This window comes from Sulfurimonas sp. HSL3-7 (assembly GCF_039645985.1).
Taxonomy (GTDB): Bacteria; Campylobacterota; Campylobacteria; order Campylobacterales; family Sulfurimonadaceae; genus Sulfonitrofixus; species Sulfonitrofixus jiaomeiensis.
The window spans coordinates 2,672,425-2,686,930 of sequence record NZ_CP147919.1 but is presented as its reverse complement, the minus strand read 5'-3'; the positions used below and the strand labels follow the sequence as shown (position 1 = coordinate 2,686,930).

The window sequence follows — 14,506 nt, the reverse complement described above, 5'->3', positions numbered from 1 at the left end:
CCTAAAAACGACAAACTCGCTACGCTCAGACAATGCCGTTTTTTTAACGGCCGTTCTCTCCTTACAGTCTGCTCTGCAGATGCCACGAAGCATTCAAACGGTAACGCATCTATTGAGACTAAAAGCTAATGCTTTTCAATTCGGCTAGGCCTCATTGTACGGAAAATAAACCATTCAACACTGTCTAAAATGTCTTAAAAGGCGGGGGTATATCGTTTGTTAGTCGGAAGTATTAGGTTGACCGGACGAAGGTCCGGCAACGGGCGGAGCCTGTCAAGTGCAAAGTTCAGGCAGGTTCATTTTGCACTTTCTTTTTTCCGTCAGGATATCTCATCGTCAAGCTGACTAAATGTCGGGTTGATAATGAGTAAAGTCTTATATGAATTACTTTTTGTGCAAGCAAAGAATAAAACACTAAAGTGTAATGCAGAGCGGCACTAAATGCCGCATCGCAAAAAGTGACATGCTAGTGCTATGAAGTAACAAAAGAAATTTGAAGGCCAGAAGAAGTAAACCTCTGTCCAAAGCACTGAACCAAAATTTGTAATGGCTTGTTTCAAAAGACCTTCCACTGGCACACTTAATGCATAATCCTTCACAAAAGGATAAATCATGAGTGTACAAGAACAGATCAAAGAGAACCTACTTAAAGAGATATATACAGACATCGACAAGATGTACGATTTTATGTCCCAGCACTTTATACTTGAGACTGAGCACGAAGATCTTATTATCAAACAGCTCAACAAGCTCAAAGACCAGTTCTACCTGATCTCCACCAACAGCAGGCTTTCGTAATGGCCCATCACATTGTTCTCGAAAAGCTCTGCTCCTGTGCCAGAAAACAGAGAGTAGAGCAGATTCGCACCTTCGAGAGCAGGGAGGAGGCAGAGGAGCATGCTTACGAGTGGGCCGATGCGCTCAACAACAATTTCTGCGGCAAACACGGCTTCGATATTGTCGAAGTGGATGACAATTTTGTCATCTCTGTCGAAGAAGGCGGTTTTGTGGAGGCTTGCGAGATCTGAAACCGAACTGCTTTTTCTCTCTTTCTCCCTCTTTAAACCCCAAAAAACAGGCCTGTAAACGAGTTTTTGACTGCGCACGGGAATAGTACATGCAATGGTTAGGATGAATGTCGTCTTTACAAACCTTATGCGGTCCCAGTTACGACTAGAGGTCTAGCTAATATGTTGGGGAACATAGGTCATTCTTGCAATACTGCGACCGCATAGGGTTTTTAGAGTAACACTGATTTTTTAAGAGAAAAGGAAAGATCATGGAATATCATGTAGTAGTGGAAAAAATGTGCGGGTGTGCCAAGCGCCAGAACATGCCTCAGATCAAAACATTTGATGACAAGGAGAATGCTTTGCGGGTCGCACGTGCATGGGCACAGCAGCTCAATGAGTCTTTTTGCGGAAAACATGAGTTTGACGTGATCCCGGTTGACGAAAACTTTGTCATCTCTGTCGGTGAAGGCAGTTATTAGGCATAATAGTACAAAAGGACTGTGTTGTCTGCAGCATAGCCTACGCTCTTTTAAAAGGAGATCAGATGATTATCGGTGTACCCAAAGAGATCAAAACGGATGAATACAGAGTCTCCGTCACGCCTGCGGGCGTGGCTGAGTTGGTTAAAGCAGGGCACAGAGTCTATGTCGAGAGCTGCGCCGGTGAGGGGAGCGGTTTTAGCGACAGTGCGTATGTCGATGCCGGTGCATCGCTGCTGCTGGAGGCGGCGGAGGTCTTTGAACTTTCAGAGTTGATCGTGAAGGTCAAAGAGCCGATTGCGAGCGAATACCCTCTCTTTAAGCCGGGACAGACACTCTTTACCTATCTCCACCTTGCCGCTGACGAGCCGCAGACCCGGTTTCTTCTCGAGAAGGGGATCCGGGCCTTCTCCTACGAAACGCTTAACGTCAAGGGCCGCCTGCCGCTGCTGGAGCCGATGAGCGAAGTCGCGGGCAAGATGGCGGCACTGATGGGTGCGGTGCACCTCGGCCGTTACCAGGGCGGCAGCGGTCTTCTGGCCGGCGGTGTCGTCGGGACAGCGCGGGCAAAAGTGATGGTGCTCGGCGGCGGTGTTGCCGGTAAAGCGGCGGCGGAGGTTGCCGCCGGTCTGGGTGCGGACGTCACCATTCTCGATATCAACACGGAGCGTCTGCACTATCTCAATGACGTTATGGCACCAAATATCGCGACGCTATACAGTTCAAGCGAAGCCATTGCGTCCCAGCTGGCGCAATGCGATATCGTTGTGGGCACGGTGCTCATCCCCGGAGCAAAAGCGCCGAAACTCATTACGCGTGAGATGCTAAAAAATATGAAACCCGGCAGTGTCCTGGTCGATGTCTCCATCGACCAGGGGGGCTGTTTTGAGAGCTCCCACGCGACGACGCACACGGACCCTACCTTCATTGAAGAGGGTGTGGTGCACTACTGTGTCGCCAACATGCCGGGCGCCTACCCGCGCACCTCGACCTATGCCCTGACCAATGCGACCCTGCCGTATGTCAAGGCGCTTGCCAAGTTCGGGGCCGAAGACATCTGTCGTGAATACCCTGTGATGATCTCGTCACTCAATACGTATGACGGCGTCCTCTATAATGAAGCTGTCGGCATTGCACATAATATACAAAGCAGTAAGTACATTGTATAAACACACGCTTTGCTAAAGTGCTTTTATACGTTGCAAAAGCACTTTGACTTCTCTTCCATATATAACAATTATTAAAATTACCAGCTAATACTCCACTTACTCACATGGATTATACTTTCGTCGTTACACGATAAAGGATTTGACATGAAATTACTATATATGATTCCACTTTTTATGGGAAGCACGCTCTTTGTAAGCCAGCTGAATGCGGATATGACAGAGCAGATACTTGCCGAAATTGAAAGTGGTGAAAGAAGTATTCGAAGCGAGATTCAGTCACTGAAGACCGTCCCGGTTCCCGAACCTACGGATTTGGATCTATATGTGAAAAATAAGAAGAACGCCATTGCTTTGGGTAAAGCGCTTTTCTGGGACATGCAGCTGGGAAGCGACGGTGCGACAGCATGTGCGTCATGCCACTTCAGTGCCGGTGCCGATAACCGTGCCAAAAATCAGATCAACCCCGGTTTTGCACGTTCAAATCAAGACGGTACATCTGACCACAGTGATGAGTTTGACAGTGACCAGGGTCCAAACTACCATTTAAAAAGATCAGACTTTCCGCGTCATGTTAAGGCGGACCCGAACCTGTTTATTTCAGATGTCCTGCGGGATACAGATGACGTACTCGGTTCGCAGGGCGTGCACTATACTCTCTTTACCGAAGCCGGTGAAGAAGAAATTGTAGCAGACCCGAATGGCTTTGACGTCGGCGGTGCAAATACAAGGCGCGTCCAAGCGAGAAACTCGCCCACAGTCATCAATGCCGTATTTAACCATCGCCAGTTCTGGGATGGCCGTGCAAGCAATATCTTCAACGGTAAAAATCCGCATGGGGATGCCGATAAAGATGCGCTTGTCTATAAAGTCATCGACGGTAAAGTCACCGGCGTCAATGTCAGCATCGACAATGCCTCTTTGGCGTCACAGGCTACAGGGCCTGTACTGAGTGACATTGAGATGTCTGCAGATGGCAGAACCTGGACAGATGTAGGAACAGAGGTCTTAAGTACCGATGCCGGAACATCCCAACTCAGAAGCGAACGCATCGCGGCAAGAACGCGTCAGATTCTCGCGTCACGGCCGTTGGCTTTACAAGAGGTTTCGCCTACCGACAGTGTTTTGGGAAAACTTGCAGATCAAAAAAACGGAACAGGCTTGCAGGTAGCGAGTTATGCACAGATGATCAGTGCTGCTTTTCAACCTGAGTGGTGGCAGTCAAATGATGCGATTGTATTGGATGACAATACGAGTCACACCCAGATGGAGATGAACTTTTCACTCTATTTTGGTCTCGCCGTTCAGCTGTATGAAGCGACGCTTGTGTCCGACAATACCCGCGTCGATCAATATTTAGAAGGGGATACGTCCGCTTTGACGGAGCAAGAGATAGTCGGTTTTCATTTGGCTGATGCTGAAGCACGTTGTCTTAACTGTCATGGTGGAAGCGAACTGACATTTGCATCTGTAAGTCGTATTGACCAACAGGGACTGACACGCAACAGAAAAGGCGATCTGATCGATGAAGGTTATAACAATATCGGCGTGCGCCCTACCTTGGAAGACCTTGGCGTCGGTGGTACAGATCCTTTTGGCAATGCCCTCGGGTATGCACGTCAAACGCAACTGGGTCTGTATGATAATCCCAATATTGACGGCATTGAAGAAGAGCTGACCGCCGATCTCGGAAATGACGGTGCTTTTAAAATTCCTTCGCTCAGAAATGTTGCCTTGACGGCACCGTATTTTCATAATGGCGGAGAAAGTACACTGGAAGACGTTATCGATTTTTATTTCCGCGGCGGTAATTTTAGAAGCCCGGATGCAGATCAATCCTACCCAATCATCGGCTACTCCGCAGATAGAGGGGCCGAGTCGCCGATTACAGGTCTGGGTATCTTGAGGGGCGAGCTGCTCGACTCGGGACCGGGTCTGGATGATGCGGATAAAGCGAGTCTTGTTGCCTTTTTAAAAGCCTTGACGGATGAACGTGTTGTATACCGTAAGGCGCCGTTTGACCATCCTCAACTGTTCATTCATGCCGGGCATGTAGGTGACAATAGTTATGTCGAAGTTGATGAATACGGACAGGCAAAAGATATTGTCGTTGAAATTCCGGCCGTCGGCGCGGAAGGCGGGGACCCTCTTCCGACATTCAATCAAAATTTAGCCGATTAACCCTGCTTGTGTCAACAGTACAGAGACTGTTGATACAACGGCCTTTTCGCCAGTGAAATAGAATGAAAGTTCACATAACCGAAAAAGCCGGTACCGTATCAGACAATATCCCCCTCTATCAAAAGGGTCCAAAGAAATATGTGATCCAAATACAAAAAATCTGAGTGATGAAACTGTAGAGTGTAGCAGATGGGGCAGCGCCCCGGTTAGAAGAAGGGATCCTTACAGATCGTTCTCGTGTTTAGCCAAGTACTCGGCAACACCGGCAGTGTCGGCTTTCATCCCTTCGTCGCCTTTGTTCCAGCCCGCCGCACACACTTCACCGTGCTCGTTGGTGAACAGCATCGCGTCGACCATACGGATCATCTCATCGATGTTACGTCCAAGCGGAAGGTCATTGATGACCGCGTGACGTACGGTACCGTCTTTGTCGATCAGGAACGAACCGCGAAGCGCAACGCCGCCGTCAAGAAGAACGTCATACTCTTTGGCGATCTCTTTGGTCAGGTCGGCAACCAGCGGGTAACGGATCTGGCCGATGCCGCCTTCGTTTACCGGTGTGTTCTTCCAGGCAAAGTGGGAGAACTGACTGTCTATAGAGACACCGATCACTTCAATACCGCGTGACTTGAACTCATCCAGACGGTGGTCGAATGCAATGATCTCAGATGGGCATACAAAGGTGAAGTCCAGCGGGTAGAAGAAAAGAACCGTACCGTTCTCACCGAAGTTTTCGTAGAGGTTGAAGTCCTCTTTGATCTCATTGTTTCCCATGACGGTCGTCGCCGTAAAGTCGGGTGCTTTGTTTGTTACTAACATTTTTGTCTCCTTGTGGTGTTTTGTATCGAAACCTCTGAGCAGATGTCACAGAAGCGTGTCATCTGTTCAAAGGTCCCAATTGTCTGTCGCATCATTATGAAAAGATCACCAGGGGGCGCCCGAAAGGGACCTTCGCCGGACGCGAGAGGGCCCAGAGCACCTCATAGCTCGGTGGAAATTTCGGGAACCAGCCGTCGCCGTCGGTGAAATAGAGCAGCATCGTGTTCATCGGGATGTTCGCATCGATGTACTCGAAGACGGGCCGGTAGTCCGTTCCGCCCCCGCCTTTGATCTTGAATTCCAGCTTCTCGCCGCCCTGGAAAGTGTAGTGGGCGTGGATCCTCGCATCGCAGATCAGCAGCTCTATCCTGACCGCCGGAAAGTTGGTCATAATGGCCTTGAACTCCTCCATAAAAGCCCCCAGAAGGTACTCGTCGATAGAGCCCGATGAGTCGACCGCCACACAGAGGCTCAGGGTGTCGCTGGCGAGAGATGGCAGGGCGAAACCGCGGTAGAGGTGTTTTTTGTTCGGCGGCATAAAAGCGTAGTTGTTGCGCATATGTCGGTTGACGGCATTGTAAAGTTCAAAACGCCAATCCACCCCGCTGGCCTTGACCTTTTTGCCCAGCCGCTCGAAGCCGGAGGGGGTGACACTTTTGCGTGCGGCCACCTCGTTTGCCGTTGAGGCGGCATACTCCCAGTTCGACTCCGTCTGCGGGTCGAGCTCGTCGTCAATGCTATCGAGCGAAGCGAAGGCTTTTTGATCCGCCTCTTCCTGTCCGGCGTCGTTGATCTCCATCTTGGGCGGCGCATCGCTGCCGAAACCGTCATCCTCGTCAAAGGCGTCCGCCCCGCCGAAATACTCCTCTTTGAGCAGTTCATAGATCTCCTCGGCGTACATCTTGGCGTACTCTTCGTTGAAGTTTGCCCCCTGGGGGATCGGCATGCCGTTTTGATGCAGTATGTTGTTGATGGCGAAGTCCGTCGCCAGCTGCCAGAGGTTTCCTTTGCGGTTGAGGCGGCGCTGCTGGTGGGCGAGGACGTGGTGCATGACGCAGTTGGTCAAAATGAACATCAGCTCATCTATCGTGCGCCGCTGTATAAAGGCTTCGTTGTACAAAAAGCGCACGCCGTTGCTGGCATAGGCGCTGATTTCCTCTTTGGGCTCCTGTCTCAGGCGCGAGGCGAGCATACCGAAGTAGGGGTGTCTGACACTGAGCTGGCTTTTCGCCTTGACGAGGAGGTCATTAGAATTCATCGGGCCTCTTACCGCAGCAGCTGGTTGAAGTTTTTCATCCATAAGGTCCAGTTGTCGACATGGTCAAGCTCGATCTCGCGCTGACGCAGGTCCTGAACGATCATCACCGCGAACTCCCCCGGCATCTTCAGGGTGTAGCCGACAAGGTTGTTGAGTTTTTTGGTCGAGGTCCCCTGGTCGATACGCATACTCAGGGCCGTACTCAGCATATGCAGGGCGGAGGGGTCGTGCGGCACCTCGGTGCAGCTGCCGTCCAAGATGGTGTCGATGTCGGGCAGCTCGCTTGCGACCACCCTGAAGCCGAGGAAGGCCGCGGCCAGCTCTTCGCCGATGGCACCGCTGACCAGCGGCATCAAGAGGTCGTTTTCCGGCTCGGAGGCGATCACCTCGTTGACATACTCCCAGGTGCGCGGGGTGGCGAAAGAGCGGCTGTCGCTCTGGGTGTCGAAACTGAAAAGGGCGTCGGGACGGTAGGAGATAAACCCGATAATGGAGCTGTCGATCCCTTTGCCGACGGCCCAGGTTTTCCAGTCCTCCACACTGCTCTCCATCTCAAGGTGGATAAAACGGTTTGAGAGCGGCGCGGCCATGCGAAAGACCACCCCGCGGTCGCTTTCGCGGTTCCCGGCGGCGATGATGGACCAGCCCTCAGGCAGGGTGTACTCGCCGATCTTCCTGTCGAGGATAAGCTGGTAGGCCGAGGCCTGGACCATCGGTGCCGCGGTGTTGAGCTCGTCGAGGAAGAGGATGCCCTCTTTTTCGCTTCCGTCAGGCAGGAAAGAGGCGGGGGCCCAGATGGCTTTGTCGTTCTTGGAATCGAAGAAGGGGATACCGCGAAGGTCGGTGGGGTCAAGCAGGGAGAGGCGAAGGTCGATAAAGCCGATCTTCTTCTCTTTGGCGATCTGCGCTACGATGGAGGATTTTCCGATCCCCGGAGGACCCCACAGGAAAACGGGCACCTTCCTTTCACTGAGATGCTGGAGTGAACGTTTGGTGTGCAGGGGGTTCATAATATTCCTTGATTCTGTATTACTGCAGTAAGTGCAATTATGGTGCGAAGAAGGGTGTAAAAGAGGAATTCGGAGGGCTTTTTACATATAAGATACATTAATTGGTCATTTTGTTTGAAAACAAATACCTTATCGACCTTATCTTTCTTTTGTCACCCGGCAAAAAAAAGAAACAAAAAAAGCTCTCGAAACGGCTTTGAGGCACGGAACATCAGATTTCCTACACAATTCAAAATGTCAACGAAGTTGATGTCGTGATGCGTCCGGAGAGTAATTCCGGCAGCAGTGCCGGAATGCCACCGAGATGAAGGTCAAAGTTCGAGCAGTAACTTCTGGCCGAAGGGTATTGCTCTTCTTTCTTTTCCGTCAGGTTTCTTTCTTGAGCAAGCAAGAAAGAAAAGTGACAACACTACTATCAAATCTAATTTATGAAAGAAGTGAGTACAGAAAAAACCGAGACAAATAGGAGAATTTTCCTCTGATATACGCAAAATAGACAGAATTTGCCAAAAATTACGACAATTTTGTCGTAAAAGTAGAAAAATAGTATGAAAAATGCATATTGCCGCGCATTTTTCAGGAATGTGAAATGTATTAGTAAGAGTAGAAATTCGGGCTGAGGCCCATACAAAGGAAAACACCATGTATGAAATGATCCAATATGAAGACGAAAAGTTGAACCACTACCTTAACCACTTTGACGAGTGTGATACGGACCATATTGCGTTTAATGAAGAGTATGACTGTATTGAAGTAGCGGCAGAGTTGATCGAAGAGATTCTTTGGTCGTAAGTATCTGTTACCCTTTCTTGAATCCGAAAGTGTATCAGTAAGAGTAGAAATTCGGGCCAAAGCCCATAAAAAGGAAAATACCATGTACGAAATGATTGAATATGAAGACGAAATGTTTAACCACTACCTTCACCACTTTGACGAGTGTGATACGGAGCATATTGCGTTTAATGATGAGTATGACTGTATTGAAGTGGCAGCAGAGTTGATCGAAGAGATCATTTGGAACTAGTCGTCCGGGTCTCACATACAATTCTGGAACAGGCTAGGCGTCTATCGGGTTCACTCCGGTGCATCGGCTAGACGCCTAAACACGCGCATTACTTTTTAAACCCCAGGAGTGTCAACGCGCTTTTTGTCGCGGCGGCGATAATGCTCGGGTCGGGACGAAACATCACGTCCGAGATCGCCTTGGACGTCTCAAAAATCTCACCGAAACCGAAATCCGGATAGCTACTCTGAAGAACAAGTTTTTGCATCGGAAGTTTTGCCAGCTTCTCGGCGTCGAAGGCTTTGACATTGCCGGGACCGATGGCGAGGTAAAAGTTCTCCAGCTCATCATGAACGCGAAGGGCATTAAGAACAATACCGCGGTACCCGCCTTCACTGAGCACCCTGGTCATCGTTGCATCGAGCTGTGACTCGTCGACAAACAGCGGTTTTCCCGCGGCAGACGCGAGCGCGCCGATGTCATCGACAAAAAAGCCGACACAGTTGTCGTCGGTTTTGTCGCTGAGTGTCAGGGGTGCGCTGTAAAAGAGGGCGGTATGCTCATTGGCCTGCATCTTCGCCGCCTCGAGGGCAGCCGGGTCCCTCGGCTGCAGGATGAACATCTGCACCATCGTATCTTCAATGATCTCGTCGATATCCTCCAGAAATGCCGCGTCGGCATAACGTACGTTGACATCGACCGTCATCGGGCACTGTTCCGTAGCATCTTGAGGATTTTCGGCGTGACGGCCAGTTCAAGCGCCGTAAAGTCATCGGGGTTTTTGACGGTCGTGTCGGCGCCGGCGTCGAGGAGCATCCTGACCATGCTCTCCTTGCCGCTCGAAGCCGCATACATCAGGGAGGTCACCCCGTTGACGTTCGGGGTGTCGATCTCAATGCCCGCGTCGATGAGCATTGCGACAACGTCGGGGTTCTCGCCGAAACAGGCCAGCCACAAGGCGGTATTGCCGTCAACGTTTTTGAGACTGATGTCGGCACCTTCCGCGAGCAGTTCCGCCACGATCCCGGCATCGCCTTCACGGGCTGCTTTCATCAGCGCCGTGTTGCCGTAGCTGCCTTGAAAGTTCAGCTCCTCGGGAGTGTAACCGTTCCTGGCCATCCATTGTAGTGTCTTCTCATTCATTGCCGCACTTCTCCATCTCCAGTTGTTCTCTTTTATACCGGTTGACATTCTTGAAAAAACAGTCGTCGTCATAGTAGTAGGTATTGTGTGCAAACGTAATATGCTCACTCTCTTGCGCCTGCATTATCCTGACATCTTCGAGGGGGACGTCATAATGCCGTGCACAGTGTTTGCAATAGAGTCTTGCTGTCATCTCTGCCCTTTATCATTGGTATGGTGTTTATCGATATGCAATTGCTGTTCGGAACGGTAGTTGCATCAGAGGTTATAAAGGATTTGCCATGGAGACATTTTTTTACTGCCAAAGCTGTGATAGCAAAATCACGATCGACCAACTTGCACTGTTAAACGAGGGGAAGTGCCCGTCCTGCGGCAGTATCGAAGGGTTTTCGTCGGTGCCGAAAAACGAAGGTGACCCTTTTGAAACCGTCACGGTCATCAACGATGCCGAGCTGCTTGAAAAGAGCTTTGAGGAAGGTAATCAGTAGAGCAGCGGTAAACAGAGGGCTTTAGAGAAGCGTGTTTATCTCCGCGATGGAGTCCAGGACGATGTCCGGTTCGATGCCCCATTTAAGATCGTCCGGTGTGAACTTACCCGTCCTGACCAGGACGGCTTTGATACCGGCCTCCTGCGCACCGAGAATATCGCCCTCGATATCGTCGCCCACCATCACCGTCTCTTCGGGGGATATCCCCATCGAGGCGCAGGCGAGGCGGTAGAACTCCGGGCTGGGCTTTCCGACGATGCGGGCCTCCTTGTTGCTGGCGTATTCCAGCGCCGCCACAAAACCGCCGGCATCCATGCTCAGTTCGCCGTCTTCGTCTTTAAAGTAACGGTTCTTTGCCGCGGCAAGGAGTTCGCCGCCCTGCAGCAGTACCCTGAAGGCGCGGTTGAGGTTTTCGTAACTGAAGTTCTTCTGCGCGTCGCCGACGACGACGTAGCGGCAGGGCTCTTTCGGGAGGTCGTCGAAAAACGAAGCGGCATCATCGGTCAGCAGGAAGAGGGCGCCGCTCTTTTCGCGTTCGAGCAGCATCTTCGTGACGTCGAGCGCCGTAATGACTTCATCGGGTCCGATGTCGAACCCCATCGCCTGCAGTTTGCCGACAACCTGCGCGCCTGTTTTTTGGGTCGTGTTGGTCAAAAAACGCACCGGAACATGTTCTTTTAGGCGGGCGATCGCTTCGACGGCCCCCTCTATCGGGGTGTCACCTACATACAGCACCCCGCCGATATCACACAATAATGCTTTCATAGGCGGCTCCTTCTGGAACTAATCTGTTTTTGAGTTGCCTTTTATTGTAGCAATATTTTTGGTGGTGGTATGACATAATTGTCGTACTTTCTCTTATTTTGCACGCTTTTTGATGTCGAGCAGGGGATTGAGCATATAGGCGCTTCGCATTTTCAGCTTGTCGCTGTCAAGGATCTGTGTCTGTTCGCAGCTCAGAGAGGTGTCGTTGCCGTTGACCTTGTCGTAGATCTTTTCAAGGCTGCCGCCGACGAGTGTCTGCACGTCGGAGCGCTTGACCATGGCATCGAGGGTGTCCAGCCCCTCTGTCGGCATCGGCAGGTCGCAGTGGTAATCCCCGACACTGTTGACGCCCCAGTAGACAACGCCCAGGGAGAGGTAAAAGTCCAGTGATTTGGAGATGGAGTCCAGCTTGAACCGCTTGACCTGTTTTTTGATCGCAAGCGCAAAGACCATGTTCAAAAGTTCATGGGCATACCCTTTCCTGCGCCGGGCAAGCGGGGTGAAGATGTTGTGGATCGTGAGGTACCTGTTGTAGCGGTCGATCTTGTAAAAGAGGTAGCAGAGGTGGTTCTCCTGCTCATCGCACAGGACGGTGCACCCCTGGGAGCGCCAACTGAAGTGGCGGTCCCACCACTTCATGGACATGGTGGCAAAACGGACGCTTCTCTCATCGTCGATGGTGTTGATGGAGGCGATATAGTCGTTACGGTCAAGCGACGCGAGGTGTAATTTCGGCATGGGGCTCCCTGTGACGCACCTGTTGATGCAAGAGGAATGCTGCCATGCCTGATTCAAGAAAAAGTGGGTTTATTGTTATAGTAGATGCATTTTTAGTTCTACCCCCGACGTTAGAGCAGCTTTTCGATTGTGCGGATCTCTGAAGGGAGGAGCTCAAAGGTGAAGATATCCAGGTCCTCTGCCATATGCTCCAGCGAGGTCGTGCCGTCCAGCGGGACGATCCCGATGGCGTTTAGAAAGGCATAGAAGATCTGCGCTTCGCTTTTGCGGTATTTGCGGGCAAGTGTAAAAACTGCCTCGCTGCCGAGGAGGTGCGGGTTGGCGGTCAGGCTCCAGAAACTCTGGTAGATAATGCCCTGTTCGCCGCACCACCGGCGCAGTTCTGTGTCATAGCCCGATGCGTCGTAAAACCTGTTCTGCACGAGTACGGGTTTGACCCTGGCTTCGCTGTAGAGCCGTTTCAGCAGGGCGAGGTCGTCACAGTTGCTGATGCCGAGCTGGCGTGCACCGCCGCTTTTTTGGATCTTCTCCATGGCCCGCCATACGCTGAGCAGGTGCGAGAACGGAAAGAGGGGTGTATGCAGGAGAAGGGCATCCACATAGTCGCTCTGGAGGTTCTTTTGAGAGGCAGCGAACGATTGCGCGACCTGTTCGGCCAGGGGCGCCTCTCTGTCGTAGGGGATGGTGCCTGCATCCTGCCCCGCAACCGGTGTGAACTTGGTCTGCACATAGAGTTCTTCGCGTTTGATGCCCTGCTTACGGAGGGTTGTCAGCGCGTCACCGACGCCTGCTTCATGGTAGTGTTTCGGCTGGCAGGCGGTGTCGATGCCTCTGAAACCGGCCTGAACGGCCTCGACGACCAGTTCTGCCGTACGCTCTTTCTTCCATGCGGTACCGTAGATGAGGCTGGGCATCGTGACGCCGGCGGTTGTCATGACATAACGGTTCTCTTGCATTATTTCTCCTGCCTAAGCCCGTGCTCTTTTAAGAACATCGCCAGCTGGGAGTCAATATTGGTGACGTGGCGCTTGAACTTCTCATAGGCGTAGTCGTTGATGTAGGAGCGCCCTATCATCGGCATGCGCTTCGATTTTTCGTAAAAGTATTTCATCTCGCCCAGGAGGTTCGCGTGTTCATCAAGGTGCTCCTGCCGTGCGTAAAAGTTGTAGGTGTGCATCATATCTTCTTCGAAGGCAAAATGCTCTTGCGTGTGTTCGACCATCTCGTTGAAAAGCGGCAGGAACTCTGCGTTGCCGCAGGATCGGATCTTGTCCAACAGCGCCAGGAAGTCGTCGTGTTTTTCGTCCATCGAAGCGATGTTGAGTCTTAGGTTGTCGGGCATTATGACCTTCTCGTAGGGGGATCACGTTAGCTATGCATATGATGTACTACGGGGTAGAGCTGTTTTTTTTGTATTTTAAGCTTGTCGGCCCGTGTCCCGGGCACTTATCCAGGCTCAGAATGACGAAATAAGCAACAATATTGTCATAAAATTATCGGACAAACAGCTCTTTGGAACGGTAATTGCATTTCTGTCAAACATAATATTAAATATAAGGAAAAAAATATGCAACAACCGACACCGATCGATGAACCTGTCAAGATGGACAAATATAAATACATCATGAGCCGTACGGACATCAAAGGAAATATTGAATTTGGAAACGATTATTTTTTTGAGATCTCGGGTTATGCTCCTAACGAATTGATAGGCCGGTCACACAACCTCATACGTCACCCGGACATGCCGAAGGTGATCTTCAAGCTGATGTGGGAGCGTCTGAAACAGGGGAAAAACATCTTTGCCGTCGTCAAAAACCTGTCGAAAGACGGACGCTACTACTGGGTCACGACCAAGTTCGAGATCAAGAAAGATTCGCTGGACAGCTCGATAAAAAGCTACATGGCGTACCGTCAGGCGGCCAAACCGCAAGCGATCAGCGCCATCAGCAAGCTGTACAATGAACTTCTGGATATTGAAAAAAGCGGCGGTGTGGAAGCATCTGAAAAGTACCTCTCGGGCTATCTGGACTCCAAACGCCAAACATACGATGAGTTTATTGACGACATCATTGGCAACCGGGGCGCCTTCAAGGTCTTCTTTGCGACGATGGCCAAGATGTTCGGCGGTAAATAGAGGGGCTTGCTGCGCTTCTGGCATATTTCATGCAAATAGGGTAAAAAAAATACAAAAGGAGACCGTTATGGACCATCACGTTATCATCGAAAAACTTTGCAGCTGTGCTAAAAGAGAGGGCTTCGCACAGTTTGAGACCTTCGAGGAGAAGGCGTTGGCAAAAGAGGGTGCCGAGGCTCAGCTGGCGTTCATGCAGCAGAGTTTCTGCGGTAAACACAACTTTGACATCACCGAAGTCGACGACCACTATGTCATCGGCATGACCGGCGGCGGCTGCGGCTGCGGCACGCACGATAAACACTAACA

20 protein-coding genes are annotated in these 14,506 nt (G+C 51.1%); 10 read left to right on the top strand and 10 right to left on the bottom strand.

Translation table 11 applies throughout. From position 1 onward, the window contains the following. Positions 1–612: 612 nt before the first annotated feature. The 5 genes from WCY20_RS13365 (at position 613) to WCY20_RS13345 (ending at position 4,839) form a co-directional block, all read left to right on the top strand. Positions 613–798 (top strand): hypothetical protein, encoded by a 186-nt coding sequence (locus WCY20_RS13365; RefSeq protein WP_345975854.1) that lies wholly within the window; start codon positions 613–615, stop codon positions 796–798. Further along, positions 798–1,028 carry a hypothetical protein gene (locus tag WCY20_RS13360; RefSeq protein ID WP_345975852.1) on the top strand — a complete coding sequence of 77 codons (231 nt, stop codon included), beginning with the start codon at positions 798–800 and terminating at the stop codon, positions 1,026–1,028. Before WCY20_RS13365 ends, WCY20_RS13360 begins: the two co-directional genes overlap by 1 nt. A gap of 251 nt (positions 1,029–1,279) precedes the next feature. Beyond that, positions 1,280–1,492 (top strand): hypothetical protein, encoded by a 213-nt coding sequence (locus tag WCY20_RS13355; protein WP_345975850.1) that lies wholly within the window; start codon positions 1,280–1,282, stop codon positions 1,490–1,492. Positions 1,493–1,557: 65 nt separating this feature from the next. Beyond that, positions 1,558–2,661 carry an alanine dehydrogenase gene (ald, locus tag WCY20_RS13350; protein WP_345975849.1) on the top strand — a complete coding sequence of 368 codons (1,104 nt, stop codon included), beginning with the start codon at positions 1,558–1,560 and terminating at the stop codon, positions 2,659–2,661. A gap of 144 nt (positions 2,662–2,805) precedes the next feature. Further along, positions 2,806–4,839: a cytochrome c peroxidase gene (locus WCY20_RS13345; RefSeq protein ID WP_345975847.1), complete on the top strand. Its 2,034-nt coding sequence runs from the start codon at positions 2,806–2,808 to the stop codon at positions 4,837–4,839. Between the two features lie 222 nt (positions 4,840–5,061). Here WCY20_RS13345 and WCY20_RS13340 read toward each other — a convergent pair whose 3' ends face one another. The 3 genes from WCY20_RS13340 to WCY20_RS13330 all read right to left on the bottom strand — a co-directional run bounded on the left by WCY20_RS13340 (position 5,062) and on the right by WCY20_RS13330 (position 7,926). Next, positions 5,062–5,658: a peroxiredoxin gene (locus tag WCY20_RS13340; RefSeq protein ID WP_345975845.1), complete on the bottom strand. Its 597-nt coding sequence runs from the start codon at positions 5,656–5,658 to the stop codon at positions 5,062–5,064. Positions 5,659–5,752: 94 nt separating this feature from the next. Continuing rightward, positions 5,753–6,916, bottom strand: coding sequence for a VWA-like domain-containing protein (locus WCY20_RS13335; protein WP_345975843.1), 1,164 nt, complete (start codon positions 6,914–6,916; stop codon positions 5,753–5,755). Positions 6,917–6,924: 8 nt separating this feature from the next. Further along, positions 6,925–7,926 carry a MoxR family ATPase gene (locus WCY20_RS13330; protein WP_345975841.1) on the bottom strand — a complete coding sequence of 334 codons (1,002 nt, stop codon included), beginning with the start codon at positions 7,924–7,926 and terminating at the stop codon, positions 6,925–6,927. A 642-nt stretch (positions 7,927–8,568) separates the two neighbouring features. On the opposite strand from WCY20_RS13330, the gene WCY20_RS13325 reads away from it, so the two are divergent. Together WCY20_RS13325 and WCY20_RS13320 are read left to right on the top strand one after the other, a co-directional pair. Beyond that, positions 8,569–8,718 carry a hypothetical protein gene (locus tag WCY20_RS13325; protein ID WP_345975840.1) on the top strand — a complete coding sequence of 50 codons (150 nt, stop codon included), beginning with the start codon at positions 8,569–8,571 and terminating at the stop codon, positions 8,716–8,718. Between the two features lie 82 nt (positions 8,719–8,800). Further along, the gene (locus WCY20_RS13320) at positions 8,801–8,950 is read left to right on the top strand and encodes a hypothetical protein (protein WP_345975838.1); all 150 of its coding nucleotides are present in this window, start codon (positions 8,801–8,803) and stop codon (positions 8,948–8,950) included. An 88-nt stretch (positions 8,951–9,038) separates the two neighbouring features. On the opposite strand, the gene WCY20_RS13315 is transcribed toward WCY20_RS13320, so the two are convergent. The 3 genes from WCY20_RS13315 to WCY20_RS13305 are packed head-to-tail and all read right to left on the bottom strand — an operon-like array spanning position 9,039 to position 10,265. Beyond that, the gene (locus WCY20_RS13315; protein ID WP_345975836.1) at positions 9,039–9,635 is read right to left on the bottom strand and encodes a hypothetical protein; all 597 of its coding nucleotides are present in this window, start codon (positions 9,633–9,635) and stop codon (positions 9,039–9,041) included. Next, positions 9,632–10,072, bottom strand: coding sequence for an ankyrin repeat domain-containing protein (locus WCY20_RS13310; RefSeq protein ID WP_345975834.1), 441 nt, complete (start codon positions 10,070–10,072; stop codon positions 9,632–9,634). Before WCY20_RS13310 ends, WCY20_RS13315 begins: the two co-directional genes overlap by 4 nt. Continuing rightward, positions 10,065–10,265: a hypothetical protein gene (locus WCY20_RS13305; RefSeq protein ID WP_345975832.1), complete on the bottom strand. Its 201-nt coding sequence runs from the start codon at positions 10,263–10,265 to the stop codon at positions 10,065–10,067. Before WCY20_RS13305 ends, WCY20_RS13310 begins: the two co-directional genes overlap by 8 nt. Positions 10,266–10,353: 88 nt before the next feature. On the opposite strand from WCY20_RS13305, the gene WCY20_RS13300 reads away from it, so the two are divergent. After that, positions 10,354–10,560 carry a hypothetical protein gene (locus tag WCY20_RS13300; protein WP_345975830.1) on the top strand — a complete coding sequence of 69 codons (207 nt, stop codon included), beginning with the start codon at positions 10,354–10,356 and terminating at the stop codon, positions 10,558–10,560. Positions 10,561–10,581: 21 nt separating this feature from the next. Here the strand turns inward: WCY20_RS13300 and WCY20_RS13295 are convergent, their stop codons facing one another. From WCY20_RS13295 to WCY20_RS13280, 4 genes are all read right to left on the bottom strand, one after another. After that, complete coding sequence (locus WCY20_RS13295; RefSeq protein WP_345975829.1) at positions 10,582–11,325, bottom strand: TIGR01458 family HAD-type hydrolase; 744 nt, start codon at positions 11,323–11,325, stop codon at positions 10,582–10,584. Positions 11,326–11,418: 93 nt separating this feature from the next. After that, positions 11,419–12,063 carry a GNAT family N-acetyltransferase gene (locus WCY20_RS13290; protein ID WP_345975827.1) on the bottom strand — a complete coding sequence of 215 codons (645 nt, stop codon included), beginning with the start codon at positions 12,061–12,063 and terminating at the stop codon, positions 11,419–11,421. A gap of 110 nt (positions 12,064–12,173) precedes the next feature. Further along, entirely contained in the window at positions 12,174–13,019 is an 846-nt protein-coding gene (locus tag WCY20_RS13285) for an aldo/keto reductase (RefSeq protein WP_345975826.1), read from the bottom strand. After that, entirely contained in the window at positions 13,019–13,405 is a 387-nt protein-coding gene (locus WCY20_RS13280) for a hemerythrin family protein (protein WP_345975825.1), read from the bottom strand. The genes WCY20_RS13285 and WCY20_RS13280 overlap by 1 nt, the downstream gene beginning before the upstream one ends. 225 nt (positions 13,406–13,630) lie before the next feature. Here WCY20_RS13280 and WCY20_RS13275 point away from each other — a divergent pair, with 225 nt between their 5' ends. Together WCY20_RS13275 and WCY20_RS13270 are read left to right on the top strand one after the other, a co-directional pair. Next, positions 13,631–14,200 carry a PAS domain-containing protein gene (locus WCY20_RS13275; protein WP_345975823.1) on the top strand — a complete coding sequence of 190 codons (570 nt, stop codon included), beginning with the start codon at positions 13,631–13,633 and terminating at the stop codon, positions 14,198–14,200. A 67-nt stretch (positions 14,201–14,267) separates the two neighbouring features. After that, positions 14,268–14,504 carry a hypothetical protein gene (locus WCY20_RS13270; protein WP_345975821.1) on the top strand — a complete coding sequence of 79 codons (237 nt, stop codon included), beginning with the start codon at positions 14,268–14,270 and terminating at the stop codon, positions 14,502–14,504. The last annotated feature ends 2 nt before the right edge of the window (positions 14,505–14,506 follow it).